General features: G+C 63.7%; 18 protein-coding genes. 8 read left to right on the top strand and 10 right to left on the bottom strand.

Features of this window, described 5'->3' with window-relative positions; genetic code table 11:
* Positions 1 to 12: 12 nt before the first annotated feature.
* The 7 genes from BLR92_RS04830 to BLR92_RS04800 form a co-directional block, all read right to left on the bottom strand.
* Positions 13 to 276, bottom strand: a complete 264-nt coding sequence (locus BLR92_RS04830; RefSeq protein ID WP_089726118.1) for a phosphopantetheine-binding protein — start codon at positions 274 to 276, stop codon at positions 13 to 15.
* Complete coding sequence (locus BLR92_RS04825; protein WP_175488724.1) at positions 254 to 1,054, bottom strand: lysophospholipid acyltransferase family protein; 801 nt, start codon at positions 1,052 to 1,054, stop codon at positions 254 to 256. Before BLR92_RS04825 ends, BLR92_RS04830 begins: the two co-directional genes overlap by 23 nt.
* A 23-nt stretch (positions 1,055 to 1,077) precedes the next feature.
* On the bottom strand, positions 1,078 to 1,767 hold the full coding sequence (locus tag BLR92_RS04820; RefSeq protein WP_089726114.1) for a beta-ketoacyl synthase chain length factor: 690 nt from the start codon (positions 1,765 to 1,767) through the stop codon (positions 1,078 to 1,080).
* 81 nt (positions 1,768 to 1,848) lie between these two features.
* Positions 1,849 to 3,363, bottom strand: a complete 1,515-nt coding sequence (locus tag BLR92_RS04815; protein ID WP_089726113.1) for a PhnE/PtxC family ABC transporter permease — start codon at positions 3,361 to 3,363, stop codon at positions 1,849 to 1,851.
* Positions 3,350 to 4,042, bottom strand: coding sequence for an ATP-binding cassette domain-containing protein (locus tag BLR92_RS04810; RefSeq protein WP_089726901.1), 693 nt, complete (start codon positions 4,040 to 4,042; stop codon positions 3,350 to 3,352). The genes BLR92_RS04815 and BLR92_RS04810 overlap by 14 nt, the downstream gene beginning before the upstream one ends.
* Positions 4,043 to 4,046: 4 nt before the next feature.
* Positions 4,047 to 4,901 (bottom strand): putative selenate ABC transporter substrate-binding protein, encoded by an 855-nt coding sequence (locus BLR92_RS04805; RefSeq protein WP_089726111.1) that lies wholly within the window; start codon positions 4,899 to 4,901, stop codon positions 4,047 to 4,049.
* A gap of 68 nt (positions 4,902 to 4,969) precedes the next feature.
* Entirely contained in the window at positions 4,970 to 5,833 is an 864-nt protein-coding gene (locus BLR92_RS04800) for a MurR/RpiR family transcriptional regulator (protein WP_089726107.1), read from the bottom strand.
* Between the two features lie 207 nt (positions 5,834 to 6,040).
* On the opposite strand from BLR92_RS04800, the gene zwf reads away from it, so the two are divergent.
* The 5 genes from zwf (at position 6,041) to BLR92_RS04775 (ending at position 11,206) form a co-directional block, all read left to right on the top strand.
* Positions 6,041 to 7,522 carry a glucose-6-phosphate dehydrogenase gene (zwf, locus tag BLR92_RS04795; protein WP_089726104.1) on the top strand — a complete coding sequence of 494 codons (1,482 nt, stop codon included), beginning with the start codon at positions 6,041 to 6,043 and terminating at the stop codon, positions 7,520 to 7,522.
* Positions 7,523 to 7,525: 3 nt separating this feature from the next.
* Positions 7,526 to 8,218 carry a 6-phosphogluconolactonase gene (gene pgl, locus BLR92_RS04790; RefSeq protein ID WP_089726102.1) on the top strand — a complete coding sequence of 231 codons (693 nt, stop codon included), beginning with the start codon at positions 7,526 to 7,528 and terminating at the stop codon, positions 8,216 to 8,218.
* A gap of 45 nt (positions 8,219 to 8,263) precedes the next feature.
* Positions 8,264 to 8,926 carry a bifunctional 4-hydroxy-2-oxoglutarate aldolase/2-dehydro-3-deoxy-phosphogluconate aldolase gene (locus BLR92_RS04785; RefSeq protein ID WP_089726100.1) on the top strand — a complete coding sequence of 221 codons (663 nt, stop codon included), beginning with the start codon at positions 8,264 to 8,266 and terminating at the stop codon, positions 8,924 to 8,926.
* Between the two features lie 199 nt (positions 8,927 to 9,125).
* Positions 9,126 to 9,998 carry a phosphotransferase family protein gene (locus BLR92_RS04780; protein ID WP_089726098.1) on the top strand — a complete coding sequence of 291 codons (873 nt, stop codon included), beginning with the start codon at positions 9,126 to 9,128 and terminating at the stop codon, positions 9,996 to 9,998.
* 53 nt (positions 9,999 to 10,051) lie between these two features.
* Complete coding sequence (locus tag BLR92_RS04775) at positions 10,052 to 11,206, top strand: FAD-dependent monooxygenase (RefSeq protein WP_089726096.1); 1,155 nt, start codon at positions 10,052 to 10,054, stop codon at positions 11,204 to 11,206.
* 11 nt (positions 11,207 to 11,217) lie between these two features.
* Here BLR92_RS04775 and BLR92_RS04770 read toward each other — a convergent pair whose 3' ends face one another.
* The gene (locus BLR92_RS04770) at positions 11,218 to 12,126 is read right to left on the bottom strand and encodes a LysR family transcriptional regulator (RefSeq protein ID WP_089726094.1); all 909 of its coding nucleotides are present in this window, start codon (positions 12,124 to 12,126) and stop codon (positions 11,218 to 11,220) included.
* A gap of 111 nt (positions 12,127 to 12,237) precedes the next feature.
* On the opposite strand from BLR92_RS04770, the gene trpB reads away from it, so the two are divergent.
* On the top strand, positions 12,238 to 13,443 hold the full coding sequence (gene trpB, locus BLR92_RS04765) for a tryptophan synthase subunit beta (RefSeq protein WP_089726092.1): 1,206 nt from the start codon (positions 12,238 to 12,240) through the stop codon (positions 13,441 to 13,443).
* Between the two features lie 20 nt (positions 13,444 to 13,463).
* The gene (gene trpA / locus BLR92_RS04760; RefSeq protein ID WP_089726090.1) at positions 13,464 to 14,279 is read left to right on the top strand and encodes a tryptophan synthase subunit alpha; all 816 of its coding nucleotides are present in this window, start codon (positions 13,464 to 13,466) and stop codon (positions 14,277 to 14,279) included.
* A 2-nt stretch (positions 14,280 to 14,281) separates the two neighbouring features.
* On the opposite strand, the gene BLR92_RS04755 is transcribed toward trpA, so the two are convergent.
* Complete coding sequence (locus BLR92_RS04755; RefSeq protein WP_089726088.1) at positions 14,282 to 15,313, bottom strand: aldo/keto reductase; 1,032 nt, start codon at positions 15,311 to 15,313, stop codon at positions 14,282 to 14,284.
* A 43-nt stretch (positions 15,314 to 15,356) separates the two neighbouring features.
* The gene (locus BLR92_RS04750) at positions 15,357 to 16,556 is read right to left on the bottom strand and encodes an MFS transporter (protein ID WP_089726086.1); all 1,200 of its coding nucleotides are present in this window, start codon (positions 16,554 to 16,556) and stop codon (positions 15,357 to 15,359) included.
* 101 nt (positions 16,557 to 16,657) lie between these two features.
* Here BLR92_RS04750 and BLR92_RS04745 point away from each other — a divergent pair, with 101 nt between their 5' ends.
* A complete protein-coding gene (locus tag BLR92_RS04745) occupies positions 16,658 to 17,566 on the top strand; it encodes a LysR family transcriptional regulator (RefSeq protein WP_089726083.1) in 909 nt (302 codons plus the stop codon).
* Positions 17,567 to 17,610 lie beyond the last annotated feature (44 nt).

Genomic DNA, 17,610 nt, shown 5'->3' with positions numbered 1-17,610 from the left:
ACATGGCGGGCGCTAATCGACGCGACGTGCCTCCACCAGGGCGGCGAGGCTCTTCAAGTTGGCGAAGTGCCGGCGCGATTCCTCGCTATCGGCCTCGAGCTTGATGCCGTAGGTTTTCTGTAGCGCCAAGCCCAGTTCCAGAGCGTCAATGGAGTCCAGCCCCAGGCCCTCGACGAAAAGCGGTTCGTCGGGATCGATGTCGTCGGGGGTGACATCCTCGAGTTCGAGGGTGTCGATGATCAGGTGCTTGAGTTCAAGTTCCAACGCGTTCGCCATGCACGGCTCCCTCGTCCATTGTAGGCTGGTTGAAGTACGCTTCGAGGCGGCGGGTCAGCTCGCCGGTAGCGTGATGTTTTATGAGTGGTGCGTCGCCATCCGGGTAGATACCCTCACCGACCTCGAAGACGAAATACGGTCTGCGCGGCGGCACACGATACCAGGGTTCGCCCTTGATTAGGGTGCTGGGCTGGCAGCGAATGCGCACCGGGGTGATCCAGGCACCGCTTGCCAGGGCGATGACCGCGCCACCTCGACGCAGACGAATCGGCTCGCCGGGCGTGGTGCGGGTGCCCTCGGGAAACACGATCAGCGTTTGCCCATTGTCCAGTGCTTCGCGCGCCGCCGCAATCACGCCGCGCGGTTCGCGATTGGCGATGAAACCGGCGGCGCGAATCACGCTACGGGTTACCGGATGGCTGGCCAGGCGTCCCTTGACGATGCAGCCGGCGTTGGGCGTGAACGCAAGCAGGAAGAGCGCGTCGATCAATGACGGATGATTGGCGAGCAACAGCCGCCCCGGTTGGTTCAAGCGCTGGGTATGGAGGATTCGGTAGTCGATCAGACCCAGGCCACGCATCAGGCCGATGAAGCCGCGGCAGGCCAGGCCAATGACTCGGCGCACGCGTTGCTGCGCGCGCTGGCGCGTCACACTGCCGAGGCGTACCAGTGGGGCTGCAACCAAACCGACCGTCAGCGCACAGATCGCGAAAATCACGAAGCAGGCACCCGTGGCACCACGCCGCCACCAGCGATCGCAGCCAATACCTAGCCACATGAATCTATCGAGTGTCCCCGGCATTAGCTTGTCAGCGACCAGGCAAGACCGCGTGTCGGACAAACCAGCGGCGCTTCACCCAGCAGCCAGTCGATGACATCGCTCGGCTGAGGTGCATGGGCTTGCGCGAGTTGGGGCTGGCTCGCCGGCTGGGATTCGATGGTTTTGCCGGCGTGGCAGGACAGCCGCAAGGCGACCGCGGATATTTCGGCGGGTATCGCGATGTGCTCGGTGAAGCGTGCCGGCACGGGGGCGTCGCTGAACACAGCAATCACCTGCGTTTCGCCATCGATCAGATAGCCACGTGCCTCGCTCAGCAGCGCTGCCCATTCACAGCCACTTGCGGCAATGGCCTGCAACGAGCGGCGATTGCCGCTGGCGATGGAATGTACGCCGAGCATCGCGTTGTGTACCGACAGGCTGAAACGCGCGGGTGACAACGGTGTGTCCTCGGCCAGGGCATAAAGCATTTCCAGGGTGCGCTCGCCATCGCCATGGCGCGAGGCATGCAACAGCACGCACTCGGCGCGGGGGTCGAGTTCGGCGAGCATGTCGCAGACCGCGCGGCCCATATCGTTGAGTCTGCGGCGCAACATGGCGGGCACCGATGCCCCCTTGGGGTGCTCGGCCACCGACAGGCGCGGGTCATCATGCGAGACCCTGCCGGGCTGCCAGGCACGCCAGTCTTGCAGGCTGATCGAAGCCATTGTCATCGAGCTATCCATATTCCACCGACTGCGTTCATACCCTACGCGAGTCGCTCTTGTCAGGCCATACTCTTGAAAGCTGTCATCTTAACGACTACAAGGGTCGTCGAGCACCACGTCGCGCGGCCTGAAGCGCCGCGACAGGGCATCGACGCCGAGATTCAGCGCGGCGGTGACCAGCAGCAGAAAGAACGCCTGATCGAACATCAAATAGGCGAAGCTCGAGTCGATATGAAAACCCAGGGTGGCGATGCCGAGCATGCCGAGTATCGCGGTTTCGCGGATGATCACTTCGGCGCGGTAGAACAGCAGCGCGAGCAGGCCGGGGTAGATACGTGGCAGCAATTCGTAGGCGTAGCGGCCGCTGGCGTTCAGCCCGGGCATGCCGGGTTGCAGGGCATCGGCGTGGCGCGCGGCGAGAAAGGCGATCAACGCGCCGTTGTGCAGCGCCAAGGCCAGCCAGGCCGGTAGCATCGAGGGGCCAAGCAGTAGCAGGAAGATGAACGCCAGCATCAGCTCGGGTGTCGAGCGCAAGGCGATCAACAGGCCGCGCCCGCCGAGGCGCGTGGCGCGATTGCCGAAATGCCGGCTGGCCAGCGGCCACAGCGCCAACGCCACGAGCAGCGCGCCGACCGTGCCCATCAGCCCGAGCAGCAGGGTGTTGCCGATCGCCGGCAGCAGCTCGGGAATCTCGCCGAGCCAGGCGAGCAGGCCCGCCCAATCGCCTTCACGCAGGGGTGCCGGCCACAGATCCCGACTGACAAAGCGCCACAGCAGATCACCATCGATACGCGGCCAGGGGCCAAGCAGAAAGGCGCTGCCGACCACCAGCAGCGGCAGCAGGCGGCGGTGGCCCCATACGCCCAGCGAGGCGATCAGCAGATAGAACAACCACAGCAGCGCACCGGCTTCGTGATAGCGCCCTTCACGAAAGGCGCTTTCCAGATGGAAACCCAGCGTCGGCAGGCCAACGAAACCCAGTAGCACGCTGGCGCGCATCGCGCATTCGAAGCGATAGCGGGTGTAGGCGGCGAGCCGCTCCCAGACCAGCGGCAGCTCGGCATAGACGAAACGCGATACACGCCCGACGCCCGGCGGCAGGGCGTCGCGTGGTGCCGGTGGCGTCTGCTCGAGAATCTCGGCGTAGACCTTGGCGAAAATCCCGGCGTAGGGAATCGCCAGTGCCGCCAGCGCGGTGACGGCCGTCAGGCCGAATACCTGCAAAAACAGCAGCGCCCAGAACAATTCGTGAATGGCGCGCACGAAGGCGCAGCCGGCGCGAACGAGGCGCGAGCGTGAGAACACCAGCGCCAGTGGAAAGCCCAGCAGTATGCCAAGCAAGGTGCCCCACAGGGCGACGGCGACGGTCAGCGCAATGGCGCCGATCGGCGAGGGTAGCGACCACCAGTGCGGCCAGGCCATGCCGGAGAGCATGCGGCCCAGCTCGCTCCACGGGTCGCGGGTGATGACCGCCATGTCGGCCAGTGGCAGCAACACCACGCAAGCCGCGATCAGCGTCAACGAGCGCCGCGCCAGGCGCAGCCCCGGTGAATCGCCGCGCAGCCCGCCGGGTGCTGCCGAGATGGCTTCAGCCCTCGGCATCGTTGGCGTCATGCGCGTCGGGGTAGAGCCGGTCGAGATCGGCCAGGGTCAGCTCGTCTGCCGGTGCGTCGATCGCCAGACGCCCGTCGCGCAGGCCCCACACACGGTTGAAATGCGTCAGTGCCAGCTCGCGTTGGTGCAGGGCGATCACGCTGGTGGCGTGGCGCTTGTCGATCAGTGCCAGCAAGCGCAGGGCCTGATGCGGGTCGACACTGGCCACCGGCTCATCGCCCAGGAACAGCTCGCGTTGCTGATAAAGTGCGCGGGCGATGGCGACGCGCTGACGCTGGCCGCCGGAGAGCTGGCCAACCGGCCGCTTGAGCAGACCGTCCAGGCCCAACTCGCGACACAGCTCGGAGATCTCGGCCCAGGCGCGGCGGTTGGGGCGCAGCAGATTGCACAGGTTGGCCAGCGCCGAGTGGCGTTCGAGACGCCCCATGTAGACGTTATGGTAGACCGCCAGTTGCGGCACCAGGCCATGGCTCTGCGGACACCAGGCGGCCCGCTCGGCGAGCCGCTGACGCAACTCGGCGAGCAGGGTGGACTTGCCCGCGCCGCTGGCGCCGAGCAAGGCGATCCGCTCGCCAGCCCTGAGCGTCAACGAAAGCCGCGACACGACGACGCTGTCGCCGTAACCGAGGTTGGCGTCGCGCAGATCGAGCAACGTGGCTTGCGACATCACGTTAGCGCAGCAGCCCCAGCGATTCGGCGACCGTCTCGATGGGTGCGTAGTCGTCGTTGTCGGCGGGGATGAACCCCGAACGCGGGAAGCTCGCCAGCAGTTCGGGGTTGTGCATGTCGAGCAGCGCCTGGCGCACCTTGACGGTGAAGCCGTCGCCGAAGCGCTCATCGGCGTCGCCGCGAATGGTCCACTGGTAATCGGTATAAGCCGGCGATTTCCAGATTACCTGCACCTTGTCGGTGTCGACGCGCCCGTCCTCGACCGCGGCATTCCACACGCTGAAATTCACCGCGCCGATATCGTAGGTACCGGCCTCGACCAAGGCGATGGTGCGCGAATGATCGCCGGAGAAACCGACCCGCGAGAACAGCTCCTGCGGCGACTTTCCAAACCGTTCCTGAAGAAAATGCTCGGGCATCAGCCGGCCTGAGGTCGAAGTCTTGGCGCCGAAGGTGAACGACAAGCCTTCGATGGCCTTGGGCAGGCGCTCGGCGCTTTCCAAGCCGGTCGATTGGTGGGCGATAAAGTAGCTATGGAAAGCGGCGTCCTCGACGCCTTGAGCTAACGCCTGCGAGCCGAGCACCAGGCGGCGCGCCTGCACACCGGACAGCCCGCCGAACCAGGCCAGTTGCACCTGGTCGTTGCGAAACGCGCTGACCGCGGCGCTGTAGGATTTTACCGGCACGTACTCGACATCGACCTCGAGCTTGCGCTCCAGATAGTCGGCGACCTTCTGGAAGCGCTCGACCAGGCGTGACTGGTCCTCATCGGGGATCGCGGTGAAACGAAAGGTCTGGGCACTGGCGGTTTGAGCGAACAGCGACAAGGCGAGGGCGGTAACGGCGAGCCAGCGCATGGCAACTCCTGCATTGAACGAGAGGCGCTATTGTTGTGCTTCGTTCGCCTTCGGGCAAGCCGGATGCCTCAATCGCCACCACCGACGGGAAAGCGCGTCGCTTGCAGGCTTTCCTTGATCTTCTTCAGGTGAACCAGGAAGTCTTCGCCGCGGCGCAGGGTCACGCCGGTCGCCAGCACGTCGATCAGCGCCAGGTGAATCATCCGCGAGGTCATCGGCATATAAACGTCGGTGTCTTCCGGGGTGATGACTTCCAGGGTTTCGGTGCATTCCCGGGCCAGCGGCGAACCCGGTGCGGTAATGCCGAGCACCACGGCATCGTTGTCGCGGGCGACGCGGGCGATCTCGACCAGTTCGCGGGTGCGCCCGGTGTAGGAAATGATCACGATCACGTCGCCGGTATGACTGGCAGCGGCGACCATGCGCTGCATCAGCACGTCCTCGTAGGCCATCACCGGCAGGTTGAAGCGGAAGAACTTGTGCTGGGCGTCCTGGGCGACCGGCCCCGAGGCGCCGAGCCCAAAGAAGCTGATCTGCTTGGCCTGGATCAGGTAGTCCACGGCGCGCTCGACGCGCTTGGTGTCGAGCGCACGGCGGGCATCGTCGAGCGCGGCGATGGTCGCGCCGAAGATCTTGTCGCCGTAGCGTGCGGCATCGTCGTCGCTCTCGACGCTACGGCTGACATAGGGCGTGCCTCCGGCCAGGCTCTGCGCTAGCTTGATCTTGAAGTCGGGGTAACCCTTGGCGTTGAAGTTACGGCAGAAGCGATTGACGGTCGGCTCGCTGACCGAGGCGCGCTGGGCCAGGGTGGCGATGCTCAGGCCAGTCGCGGTAGCCGGGTCCTGCAGGATGACGTCGGCCACCTTGCGCTCCGAGCGGTTGAGCTCGTCCAGGCGCGCGCGGATCCGGTCGATGAGGTCGTGGCTGGCCATGAGGGGGTGAATCTCCGTAACTAAACTATCGTAGATGTAGTGATTTAACTACATTGTTAGCCGCATCCTAGCCGCGCTGCTCGCAAGCGCCAAGTCGTGCGGAAAACGAATGCTATTTTAGTGGTAAAATTACTCAATTTAATTGCAGTTTTAGGCAGTAATAACGTATTTTATTGGTAAGTTAACCAGATTGAAGGGGTCCGAGGCATGATCCATGACACCACGCCCGATGTCGATCTGGCGCTGTTCGGCGCCCTGGGCGACCTGGCGCTGCGCAAGCTGTACCCGGCGCTTTATCACCTCGACCGCGATGGCCTGCTTGCGGATGGCGCGCGCGTGCTGGGGTTGGCGCGTCAGGATATCGAGGGTGAAGATTTCCGCAAACGCGTCCGCGAGGCGCTGAAAAAGCGCGTCAAGGCCGCGGTGCTGGATAGCGATTGCCTGGAACGGTTCATCGGTCGTCTCGATTATCTCAAGCTCGATTTCGCCACCGTCGAGGGCTATGAAGCCATCCGCGACTGGCGCGAAGCGGCGCCTGACGAGCGGCCGATGACGGTCTATCTGGCGGTGCCCGCCAGCATCTATGGTGATATCTGCCGTAATCTCGATGCCAGCGGCAGCCTCGACGATGAAACCCGCGTGGTGGTGGAAAAGCCGATCGGTTACGACCTCGAGTCGTCGAAGGAGATCAACGACGCCATCGGCTCGGTATTCCCCGAATCGCGGATATATCGCATCGATCACTACCTGGGCAAGGAGACCGTCCAGAACCTGATTGCGCTGCGTTTCGCCAATCCGCTGTTCGGCAACCAGTGGAACCAGAACCAGATATCCCACGTCGAGATCACCGTCGCCGAGCAGGTCGGCATCGAAGGACGCTGGGGCTATTTCGACAAGGCTGGCCAGTTGCGCGACATGGTCCAGAATCACCTGCTGCAACTGCTGTGCCTAATTGCCATGGACCCGCCGTCGAATCTCGATGCCGATGCCATCCGCGACGAGAAGGTCAAGGTGCTCAAGGCGCTCAAGCCGTTCAGCCAGGAAACCATTGGCCGCGACGTAGTGCGCGGCCAATACATCGCCGGCTCGATCAACGGCGCCAGCGTGCCGGGATATCTGGACGAAGAGGGCGCCAATACCGACAGCCGCACCGAAACCTTCGTCGCCATGAAGACCGAGGTGGCGAACTGGCGCTGGGCGGGCGTGCCGTTCTACCTGCGTACCGGCAAGCGCATGCCGGAGAAGCTGTCGCAGATCGTCATTCACTTTCGCCAGCAACCGCATTACATCTTCGACCCCGACCAGCGCAGCCTGGCCTCGAACAAGCTGATCATCCGCCTGCAGCCGGAGGAGGGCATCGCCCTGCAGGTGCTGACCAAGGACGGTGGGCTCGACAAGGGCATGCGCCTGCGTCCGGGGCCACTGCATCTGGACTTCAACAACGCCTTTCCCAAATCGCGGATTCCCGATGCCTACGAGCGCTTGCTGCTGGAGGTGATGAAGGGCCAGCAGTACCTGTTCGTGCGTCGCGACGAGGTCGAATACGCCTGGCGCTGGGCCGACCAGTTGATCGCCGGCTGGGCCGAGCGCGATATGCCGCCGCGGCGTTATCCTGCCGGCTCCTGGGGGCCGGTGGCATCAATTGCCATGATTACCCAGGACGGGCGCTCCTGGTACGAGGACTATTGAGCGATGAGCCGAGATTCCACTAACCGCGAACCGCTGTCACCGCGCGAGCAACTGGCAGGGCAATTGGCCGAGTCGGTCGCCGGCGCGTTGAGCGCCGATCTGGAGCACCAGCCACGTGCGCTGCTGGTGGTTTCCGGTGGCTCGACACCGCTGGCGTTCTTCGATCGCCTCGCGGCCTTTGAACTGCCCTGGGAGCGTATCGACGTGACCCTCGCCGACGAGCGTTGGGTCGCCGAGAGCGACAAGGACAGCAATGCCCGACTGGTGCGCGAGCATCTATTGCAGGGCCCGGCCGCCGCGGCCACTTTTCACCCGTTGACCACCGGCGATGGCACGCCCGAACAGGGCGCGGCGTCGGTCGCCGAGCGCGTGATGCGATTGTCCTGGCCGGCCAGCGTGGTGATTCTGGGCATGGGCGGCGACGGCCATACCGCCTCGTTGTTCCCCGACAGCGGCGAGCTGAGCCTGGCGCTGACCACCGACGAGGCGACGGTGGCGGTGCGTGCGCCGAGTGTCGCGCAGCCACGCATTACCCTGAGCGCGAGCCGGTTGCATCAGGCGCGTCGCCATGTGCTGCATATCGCCGGTGACGACAAGCGCGCCGTGCTGGCGCATGCGATGGCCGGCGACGACGCTCGCGAGCTACCCATTCGCGCTTTTCTGGCCTGTCCGCTGGCCATCTACTGGGCGCCCTGAGTGTCTGGTATTCCTCTTCGATACGCGTTTTCTGGAGCCGATGATATGACCATCGACAAGCAACTGCCCTCTACCCGCACCACCGAGCTCGACAGTATCTGCCTCAAGGCCGAGGTTATTCCGGTGTTGACCATCGAACGCCTCGAAGACGCCGTGCCGCTGGGGCGCGCGCTGGTCGAAGGCGGCCTGCCGGTACTCGAGATCACCCTGCGTACCGACTGCGCGCTGGACGCCATTCGGCGCATGCGTGATGCGCTGCCCGGCGCAAGTATCGGCGCCGGCACCGTGCTGACGCCCGCCCAGTATCGTCTGGCCGAGCAGGCCGGTGTCGATTTCGTGGTCACGCCGGGCGCCACCGAGGCGCTGTATCTTCACGGCATCGGCAGCCCGGTGCCGATGCTGCCGGGGGTGGCGACTGTTTCCGAGCTGATGACCGGCTGGCAGTACGGCTATCGTCGCTTCAAGTTCTTTCCCGCCGAGTCCAGCGGCGGCGCGGCGGCGATCAAGGCCTTCGGCGCGCCGATTCCCGAGGCGCGCTTCTGCCCCACCGGCGGTATCACCCCGGATAACGCCGAGGACTATCTCAAGCTGCCCAACGTGATGTGCGTTGGTGGCTCCTGGGTAACCCCCAAGAAGCTGATCGACGCCGAGGACTGGCATGGCATTCGCGCACTGGCGCGTGAAGCCGCCGAACGCTTTCATCATTAAGACCTACTTATTAGTAGGTTCATCGTCTCTCTCGACAGCCCAGCGCTGTTGTTGACCCGCCGCCAGGCGGGTCTTTTTTGCGGTAAATGTCGGGGCCTGAATAACTGATCTTGATTTTCAAGAATGTCAGAATATGTGGGCATTGCCACCGTCAGTAACGTCATGGAAAATTCGCCGACGACATGGACGTGAAAAGACAATGACTGACATCAATACTTATAAAGAGACCATTCTGAGCGTGTTCCCTCAGCTCAAAGGGGCGCAGTTCAAGCCACTGACGATGGGTTGGCACTCGACAGCCGTAGATGTCGATGATCGCCTGATCTTCAAGTTTCCTAAACATCAAGTCGCTAAAAGGGCGCTTTTGAAAGAAGCCAGGCTTCTTGAAGTCATTCGTCCAGTCGTGTCAATGACAGTCCCCAATATCGAGATTCATGAAGGCCCGCCGACCTTTTCGTATCACCGAAAACTAAAAGGCGACCATCTGCTAAGGGTCGAATATGAAGGCCTGTCGGAAGCTACCCGGCAGCGCATGGCGGCCGAACTGGCGCGCTTCTATGCGCAGCTCCATGAACTCGACGCTCAAAGCATGGCGAATGCTGGCGCTGAAGCGATCGAGGCATGGCAAACACCGGATGCGATTCGGGCAATCGCCCTGCCAGCCTTGACTCCTGCGTTGCGTAGCTATGCTGAGGCGATTGTAGAGGCGTTCGAGAATTTGCCGGATGATCCTTACGGGACGACTTTCGGTTTCTTTGACGGCCATGGCTGGAACATGGCGTTCGATCATGCGCAGGAACAACTGACTGGTATATATGACTTTGGGGATTCTGGCTTCGGTCCGCTGCATCAGGAATTCATCTATTCGAACTTCATCTCGCACGATCTGACGGAGCGGATCGTGACGGAATACGAGGCGCTGACCGGACGTTGCATCGATCGTCGGCGTATTGACATTCTCACCGGCCAGCACCGACTTTCGGAACTGGCCGAGCTCGCAAACGATCCTGAGCATGTAGGCTCAATGGTTCAGTATGTCGAAAATTGGGCTCATGCGACATGCAGGTCATGAGGCAGAAGTGCGGTATAAGATTCTCTAAAACATCAGGTGAATAGAGCGGTGCCATGAATTCTGCCGATCGACCTCTGATTGTCGGCGCAGGCCCGGTGGGGCTCGGGGCGGCGCTGTTTCTGGCCATGCAGGGGCGAGCCCCGCGTGTCATCGAGATGCGCGATACGCCATCACCGCACTCCAGGGCCCTAGCGGTCAATCCGCGCACGCTGGAACTCCTCGAGTCGTCGGGTGTGGCCCAGCGAATTCTGGCGCTGGGAAAGCCCATTCACGGTGCTCATTTTCATCGCAAGGGGCGCGTGATCGCGGCGCTGTCGTTCGCGGGAATCCACCCGAAGTACCCGTTTCTGATTGCGCTGTCGCAGGCGAGCATGGAACGGCTGCTCAGCGAGGCGCTGGAGGCGGCGGGTGGCGTCATCGAGCGCGGCATGCGGATGGTCGAGTGTCGCAATGTCCGCGATGGGGTCGAGGTGGTTGTCGAGGCGACGAACGGTGGAGCGCGTGACATCGTCCGATGCCCCTGGCTACTGAGCGCGGAAGGCGCCCGTAGCATGGCCCGACAACAATTAGGCATCGATTTTCCAGGCACCTCGTTCGCACGCGAGTGGCACCTGGCCGACGCGCCGCTGCGCGCGGCACCTGACGACGACCGCGCGCACGTTTTCTTCTCGGACGGCGGCGAGTTTCAGTTCATGGTTCGCGTGGTCGACGATGCTGCGAGTGATCAGGCGAAGAGCCCACTGTGGCGGGTGCTGGGCAACCGCCCCGAGCCGTTGAAGCGCATGATCCAGGCCGAGCAGGACGGCCCACCCGTGTGGGAATCGAGCTTTCGCGTGTCGCATCGTATCAATACGACCCTGACGGACGGCGCCATCCATTTCGCGGGTGACGCGGCCCACATCCACTCTCCGGTTGGCGCGCGGGGGATGAACCTCGGCCTGGAAGACGCCTGGGTATTCGCGCAACTTGTCAAAAGCGGCCGATTGCAGGAGTACGATGGCCTGCGCCGAGCGGTCGATCGCCAGGTGGTGCGACGGGTAGAGCTCGTCTCGCGGATGGCCTCGGGCGAATCGAGATTCTTCCGCTTCGTGCGAACCTTCGTCCTGCCATGGTCCATCAGGCTGCCGTTCGTCAGGGCGCGTATGATCGCGACCCTGACCGGCCTCGATCACGATCTACCGGCGGATATCGCCGGGGGCGGCGAATAGCCAGGCGCCGGTCACCGCGGCAATGGCGTGTCGTCCAATTCACGCTTGAGCCATTCGGCGAGTCGAACGCTGCGCCTATGGTCGGCATGGCGCGGTAGCCACAGGCATAGCCGGGCGGGTGTCTCGATAAATCCCCAGGGTGCAACGAGTCGCCCGCTACGCAGGTCATCGGCTACCAACAGCCGGGGCGCGATCGCCACCCCCAATCCCGCCACTGCCGCTTCCATCAGGTAATAGAGGTGATCGAAGCCCTGGCCTTCGTCCAGGGCTTGATCGAGGCGCGCCGAATCGAGTGCATGCGCACTTGCCCATTGCGGCCAGGCCTGAGGACGCGAGGCGGTATACAGCAGCTTGGCGGCAAACAGCGTTGCCGGTTGCTCAGGGTCGAGTCGCGCGGCGAGCTGGGGGCTCGCCACTGCGCAGATGTGCTCGCTTGCAAGCTCGATCACCCGCATGTCGGCCGGCCACGGCGGTGCGGAAAACGTCAGCGTCGCGCTAACGTCGTCGCTTCTGGGGTCGAGTTCGCTTTCGCTGGAAAAGACATGCAGCTTGAGTTCGGGCAACTCATGGTGGAGGCGGTCAAGGCGGGGAATGAACCAGCGTGCCAGGAGGCTGCCCGGACAGGCCAACGTGAACGGTGCATCCTCGACGTCACGCTTGAGCCGTGAGCAACTGTCGCGCAAGCGGGCGAATGCCTCGCCGACGCCACGCTGTAGCCGTTCGCCTTGATCGGTGAGTTCAAGGCCGCGACCGGCCTTCGCGAACAGCGCTACGCCGAAATGCTCGTCGAGGCTGCGAAGCTGACGGCTGACCGCGCCGTGGGTGACGTTGAGCTCACGTGCTGCGGCGGTGACGCTGCCCAGCCGCGCAGTGGCCTCGAAGGCGCGAAGCGCGCTGAGAGGCGGCATGGTGTTAATCATCGATCTGTTACTCCAGCTCACATATGGCTGCAATCTTATCGATTTTTCGCCGTTCCCGCCTGCACTAACCTCGTGGACATCCTTCTCGCTCATGGCCTTTCGAGGTAGCTCATGCCCCAACATTCGATGCAGCCTGACGCCAATGGCTTCTTCGGCCGCTTCGGTGGTCGCTTCGTCGCCGAGACGTTGATGCCGCTGATTCTCGATCTCCAGGCCGAGTACGACGCCGCCCGGGGAGATGCTGAATTCCAACGCCGGCTCGCCTACTTCCAGCGCGACTACGTTGGTCGGCCCAGTCCACTGTATTTCGCCGAACGGCTGAGCGCGCATCTCGGTGGAGCGAAGCTCTACCTCAAGCGCGAGGAGCTGAATCATACCGGCGCGCACAAGATCAACAATTGCATCGGTCAGATCCTGCTCGCCAGGCGCATGGGCAAGACGCGCATCATCGCCGAGACCGGCGCCGGCATGCATGGCGTGGCCGCCGCCACCGTGGCGGCGCGCTTCGGCATGTCGTGCGTGATCTACATGGGCTCGACCGACATCGAACGCCAGCAGCCCAACGTGTTCCGCATGAAGCTGCTCGGCGCCGAAGTGATTCCGGTCACGGCGGGCACCGGCACACTCAAGGACGCGATGAACGAGGCGCTGCGCGACTGGGTGACCAATGTCGCCGATACCTTCTATATCATCGGCACGGTCGCCGGACCGCATCCCTACCCGGCGATGGTGCGCGACTTTCAGGCGGTGATAGGACGAGAGACCCGCGAGCAGATGCTGGCGCAGGAAGGGCGACTGCCCGATTCGCTGGTCGCCTGCATCGGCGGCGGCTCGAATGCGATGGGACTGTTTCATCCCTTCCTGGGCGACGAGACAGTCGCCATGGTTGGCGTCGAGGCGGGCGGCAAGGGCGTCGATACCGGCCAGCACGCGGCGAGCCTCAATGGCGGTACGCCGGGTGTACTGCACGGCAATCGCACCTATCTGCTTCAGGACGAGGACGGCCAGATCATCGACGCCCACTCGATCTCGGCCGGGCTCGATTACCCCGGTATCGGCCCCGAGCACGCCTGGCTGCATGAGCAGAGGCGTGTCGATTATGTCTCGATCACCGACGACGAGGCGCTCGATGCGTTCCAGTTGTGCTGCCGCCAGGAAGGCATCATTCCGGCGCTCGAATCGGCCCACGCCCTGGCCCAGGCCGTCAAACTGGCGCCGACGCTGCCCCGCGATCACCTGATGGTGGTCAACCTGAGCGGGCGCGGCGACAAGGATATGCTGAGCGTCGCCCACTATCTCGGTGAGAAATTCCAATGAGTCCTGCCAAGGAGTCCTCCATGAACGACGCCTCTCGCCTCGATAAGCGCTTCGCCGCACTCAAGGCGGAAAATCGCCCGGCACTGGTGACCTACATCACTGCCGGCGACCCTGGCTTCGAAACCTCTCTCGACATCCTCAAGGGGCTGCCGGCGGCGGGTGCCGACGTGATCGAACTCGGCATGCCATTCAGCGACCCGATGGCCGACGGCCCGGCGATCCAGAAGGCGGCGCTGCGCGCCCTGCAAAGCGGGCAGACTCAGGCGCAGACGCTCGAGTTGGTGCGCGCCTTCCGTCGAGAGGATACGCAAACGCCACTCGTGCTGATGGGCTACTACAACCCGATCTATCGTTACGACGTCGAGCGCTTTCTCGATGATGCCGTCCGCGCCGGCGTCGATGGTCTGATCGTGGTCGACCTGCCCCCCGAACATGACGACGAGCTGTGCCTGCCAGCGGCACAACACGGCATCGATTTCATCCGCCTCGCTACGCCGACAACCGACGCCAAACGGCTGCCCAGGGTGCTCGGCAATGCCTCGGGCTTTGTCTATTGCGTCTCGGTGACCGGTGTTACCGGTGGCCGCGCGCCGACGTCACAACATGTCGAACGAACGGTAGGTCAACTGCGCGAGCACACCCACCTGCCGATTGCGGTCGGCTTCGGCATCCGCAATACCGAGCAGGCGGCGACGCTTGGCCGCTTCAGCGATGCCGTGGTGGTCGGCTCGGCGCTGGTAGAGTGCGTCGAACGCGCTGCGACGCCGCATGACGCCATTGCGGCGGTACATGGCCTGACGCGTGAGTTGGCCGAGGGCATGCGGCGAGCGCGCTGAATTCATACCGCTGGTGGGTTGCGCTCGGCGAACTGCCCGTTCCAGTAGGGATAATACGGGTAGGGTGGCGTCACGGCGCTGGCGGCATCCAACCGCGCCACCTGTCCGGCGCTGAGTTGCCAGCCGACCGCGCCGAGGTTCTGTCGCAGTTGCTGCTCGTTACGCGCGCCGATCAGCACGCTCGACACGGTCGGGCGGCGCAGCAGCCAGTTGAGCGCGACCTGGGGAATCGTCTTGCCCACCTCTTCGGCGATGGCTTCGAGGGTGTCGACGATGCGATACAGGCGTTCCTCGTCCACCGGTGGCGCGAAACCGGCGGTGTCGTGCAGGCGACTGCCCTCGGGCAGTGGCTGGCCGCGACGGATCTTGCCGGTCAGGCGGCCCCAACCCAGCGGACTCCAGACGATCGCGCCGATCCCCTGATCCTGGCCCAGCGGCATCAGTTCCCACTCGTAGTCGCGGCCGACCAGCGAGTAGTAAGTCTGGTTGGCGACGAGGCGCGAGTACCCATACCGCTCGGCCACGGCCTGCGACTTCATCAGTTGCCAGCCTGAGAAGTTCGATGCGCCGATATATCGCACCTTGCCGGCGCGCACCAGGTCGTCGAGGGTCGACATCACGCTTTCCACCGGCGTCATGGCGTCGAAATGGTGAAGTTGCAGCAGGTCGATGTAATCGGTGCCCAGGCGCTGGAGCGCGCGGTCGGTGGCGCGCATCAAATGATGGCGCGAGGCGCCGATGTCGTTGATTCCTTCGCCGGCGCGTAGCGTCAGCTTGGTCGAGAGAATCACCTCGTCGCGCCGGCCCTTGATCGCCGTGCCGAGAATCGACTCCGAGGCGCCGTCGGAGTAAACATCGGCGCTATCGAACAGGTTGACCCCGGCCTCCAGGCAGATATCGATCAGGCGCCGGGCCTCGTCGACATCGGTGTTGCCCCAGGCACTGAACAGTGGCCCCTTGCCGCCGAACGTGCCGGCACCGAAGCCGAGAGCGGGTACCTTGATACCGGAGGTGCCGAGAAAGCGATATTCCATGGTCATGCTCCTAAAGGTTGGGAAATCGGGTTTACGGTTCGAATCAGGCTTGCGGACAGGTCGCGGTACGCACGCGAGGCTTCTCGCTCAGTGCATACGCCGCCAGCACGAACCCTATCGCGGTTACCAGCATGGCCGCCCACGGCAGGGCGGAGAAGCCAAAGCCGCGTGCGATCACATGGCTACCCAGCCATGCACCCAGAGCATTGGCCAAGTTGAATGCGCCGATATTGAGGCTGGATGCCAGGCTCGGCGCGCCGACGGCCTTTTGCATGACCCACAGTTGCAGCGGTGCCACGGTGGCGAACATGCCCGCGCCGAGCAGCCCGGTGAGGAGCACCGTCAGAATGCGGTTATGCAGTACCAGCCCGAACACGCCCAGGACGACAGCCAGTGCGACCAGCGTACCGAGCAACGCGGAGGTCAGGCGACGATCGGCAAGGCGTCCGCCCAAGGGGTTGCCGATGATCATGCCTACACCGAAAACCAGCAGGATCGGTGACACCGCCGCGTCGGCGAAACCGGTAATCTGGGTCAGAAGGGGCGCGATGTAGGTATAGATCACGAATACGCCGCCGAAGCCGAACACGGTGGTTGCCAGGCCCAGCAGTACCGGCCTGCTGGCGATGGTGCGCAGTTCCGTGCTCAATGCCACCGGAGCGGTCTCGTTTTGCGTGGCCGGCACCAGCAACGCCAGCGCTACCATGGCCAGGATGCCGACCGCAGTCACCGCCCAGAACGACGCCTGCCAGCCGAACTGCAGACCCAGCCAGGCACCGGCCGGCACGCCCAGCAGCGTGGCCACGGCCAGGCCGTTGAACATGGTCGAGATGGCTGAAGCCTGGCGATCTTTGGCCACCAGCGACGTAGCGACCACCGAGCCGACGCCGAAGAAGGTGCCGTGTGCCAACGATGTGATGATGCGCGCGGCCATCAGCGTCGTGTAATCGGTTGCCAGCGCACTGGCCAGGTTGCCCAGTGTGAAGATACCCATCAGTGCCAGCAGAACCGCCTTGCGCGGCAAGCGGCGTGTGGCCAGCGTGATCAACGGGGCGCCCACGAACACGCCCAGCGCATAGCCGGAGATCAACAGGCCAGCGGTGGCGATGCCCACGTGCAAGTCGCCGGCAATCTGCTGCAGCAGGCCCATGGGCATGAATTCGGTGGTGCCGATGCCGAAGGCGCCGATGGCCAGCGCATACAACGCGGGCGGGGTTTTGGAGCGAGTGCGGGGAAGATACATGGGTGGCTCCGGTGGTTGGGAATGGCGACCAGCGTAGGTGCTTGCCATTTATTCAAAAACCACCAAAATGACTAATCACTTTCAATTAATCATTGAATATCATGGATCGCCTCGACGACATCAAGCTGTTTCTGCGCGTGCTCGACACGGGTTCGATCAGCGCCGCCGCGCGCCGCCTGGATATTTCCGTGGCTGTCGCCAGCCAGCGCCTGAAACGGCTGGAAGGAGAGATGCACGTGCGCCTGCTGCACCGGACCACGCGCAGCCTGCACCCGACGCCCGAGGGGCTGGAACTGGCCGAGCAGGGGCGCGCGCTGGTCGAGGACCTGGATGCGTTGGTTTCGGGGCTGCGCCGGGGCGCGGGCACCGTCAGCGGCACGCTGCGCGTGACCATGCCATCGTCGTTCGGCAACCAGTACATTTCGCCGCTGCTGCCCGAGTTCATGGCGGCTTACCCCGATGTCAGGCTCAGCATGAATCTCAATGACGAATTGCTGGACCTGGTCGGTGCGGGCTTCGACCTCGGCATCCGCGTTGGCGAGCTGCGCGACTCTGCCCTGGTGGCACGCCGGCTGACCAGCAACCGGCGCGTGGTATGCGCCGCGCCGGCGTACCTGCGTCGGCACGGTACGCCACTCACGCCAGCGGATCTTGCTGTGCACGAGTGTCTGTTACTGGTCGGCAGTGGTGGCCCCCAGAATGTCTGGCGCTTTACCGATGGCAAGGGCAATGAAATCACCCAGCGTGTGGGAGGTCGCTTCGAAAGTACCCAGGGCGAATTGATTCGCGATGCGGCGGTGGCCGGGCTGGGCCTGTCGCTGCACTCGCTGTGGCACGTTCACGAGCAGATAGGCCGTGGCGATTTGAAGGTGCTGCTACCGGATTATCCGATACCGATGACGTATATCCATGCCGTGATGCCGCAGCGCCGACTGATACCACCGCGTGTGCGCGCCTTCAGCGACTTTCTCGCCGGGCGGTTGGGCGATCATCCGCCTTGGGAAAAATGATTCGCGATTAACATCGTGACCGAATCGTGATGAATGCCGTCGGC

Origin of the sequence: Modicisalibacter muralis (assembly GCF_900102945.1) — a bacterium.
GTDB classification, from domain to species: Bacteria; Pseudomonadota; Gammaproteobacteria; order Pseudomonadales; family Halomonadaceae; genus Modicisalibacter; species Modicisalibacter muralis.
This window is presented reverse-complemented; position numbering and strand designations above follow the sequence as displayed.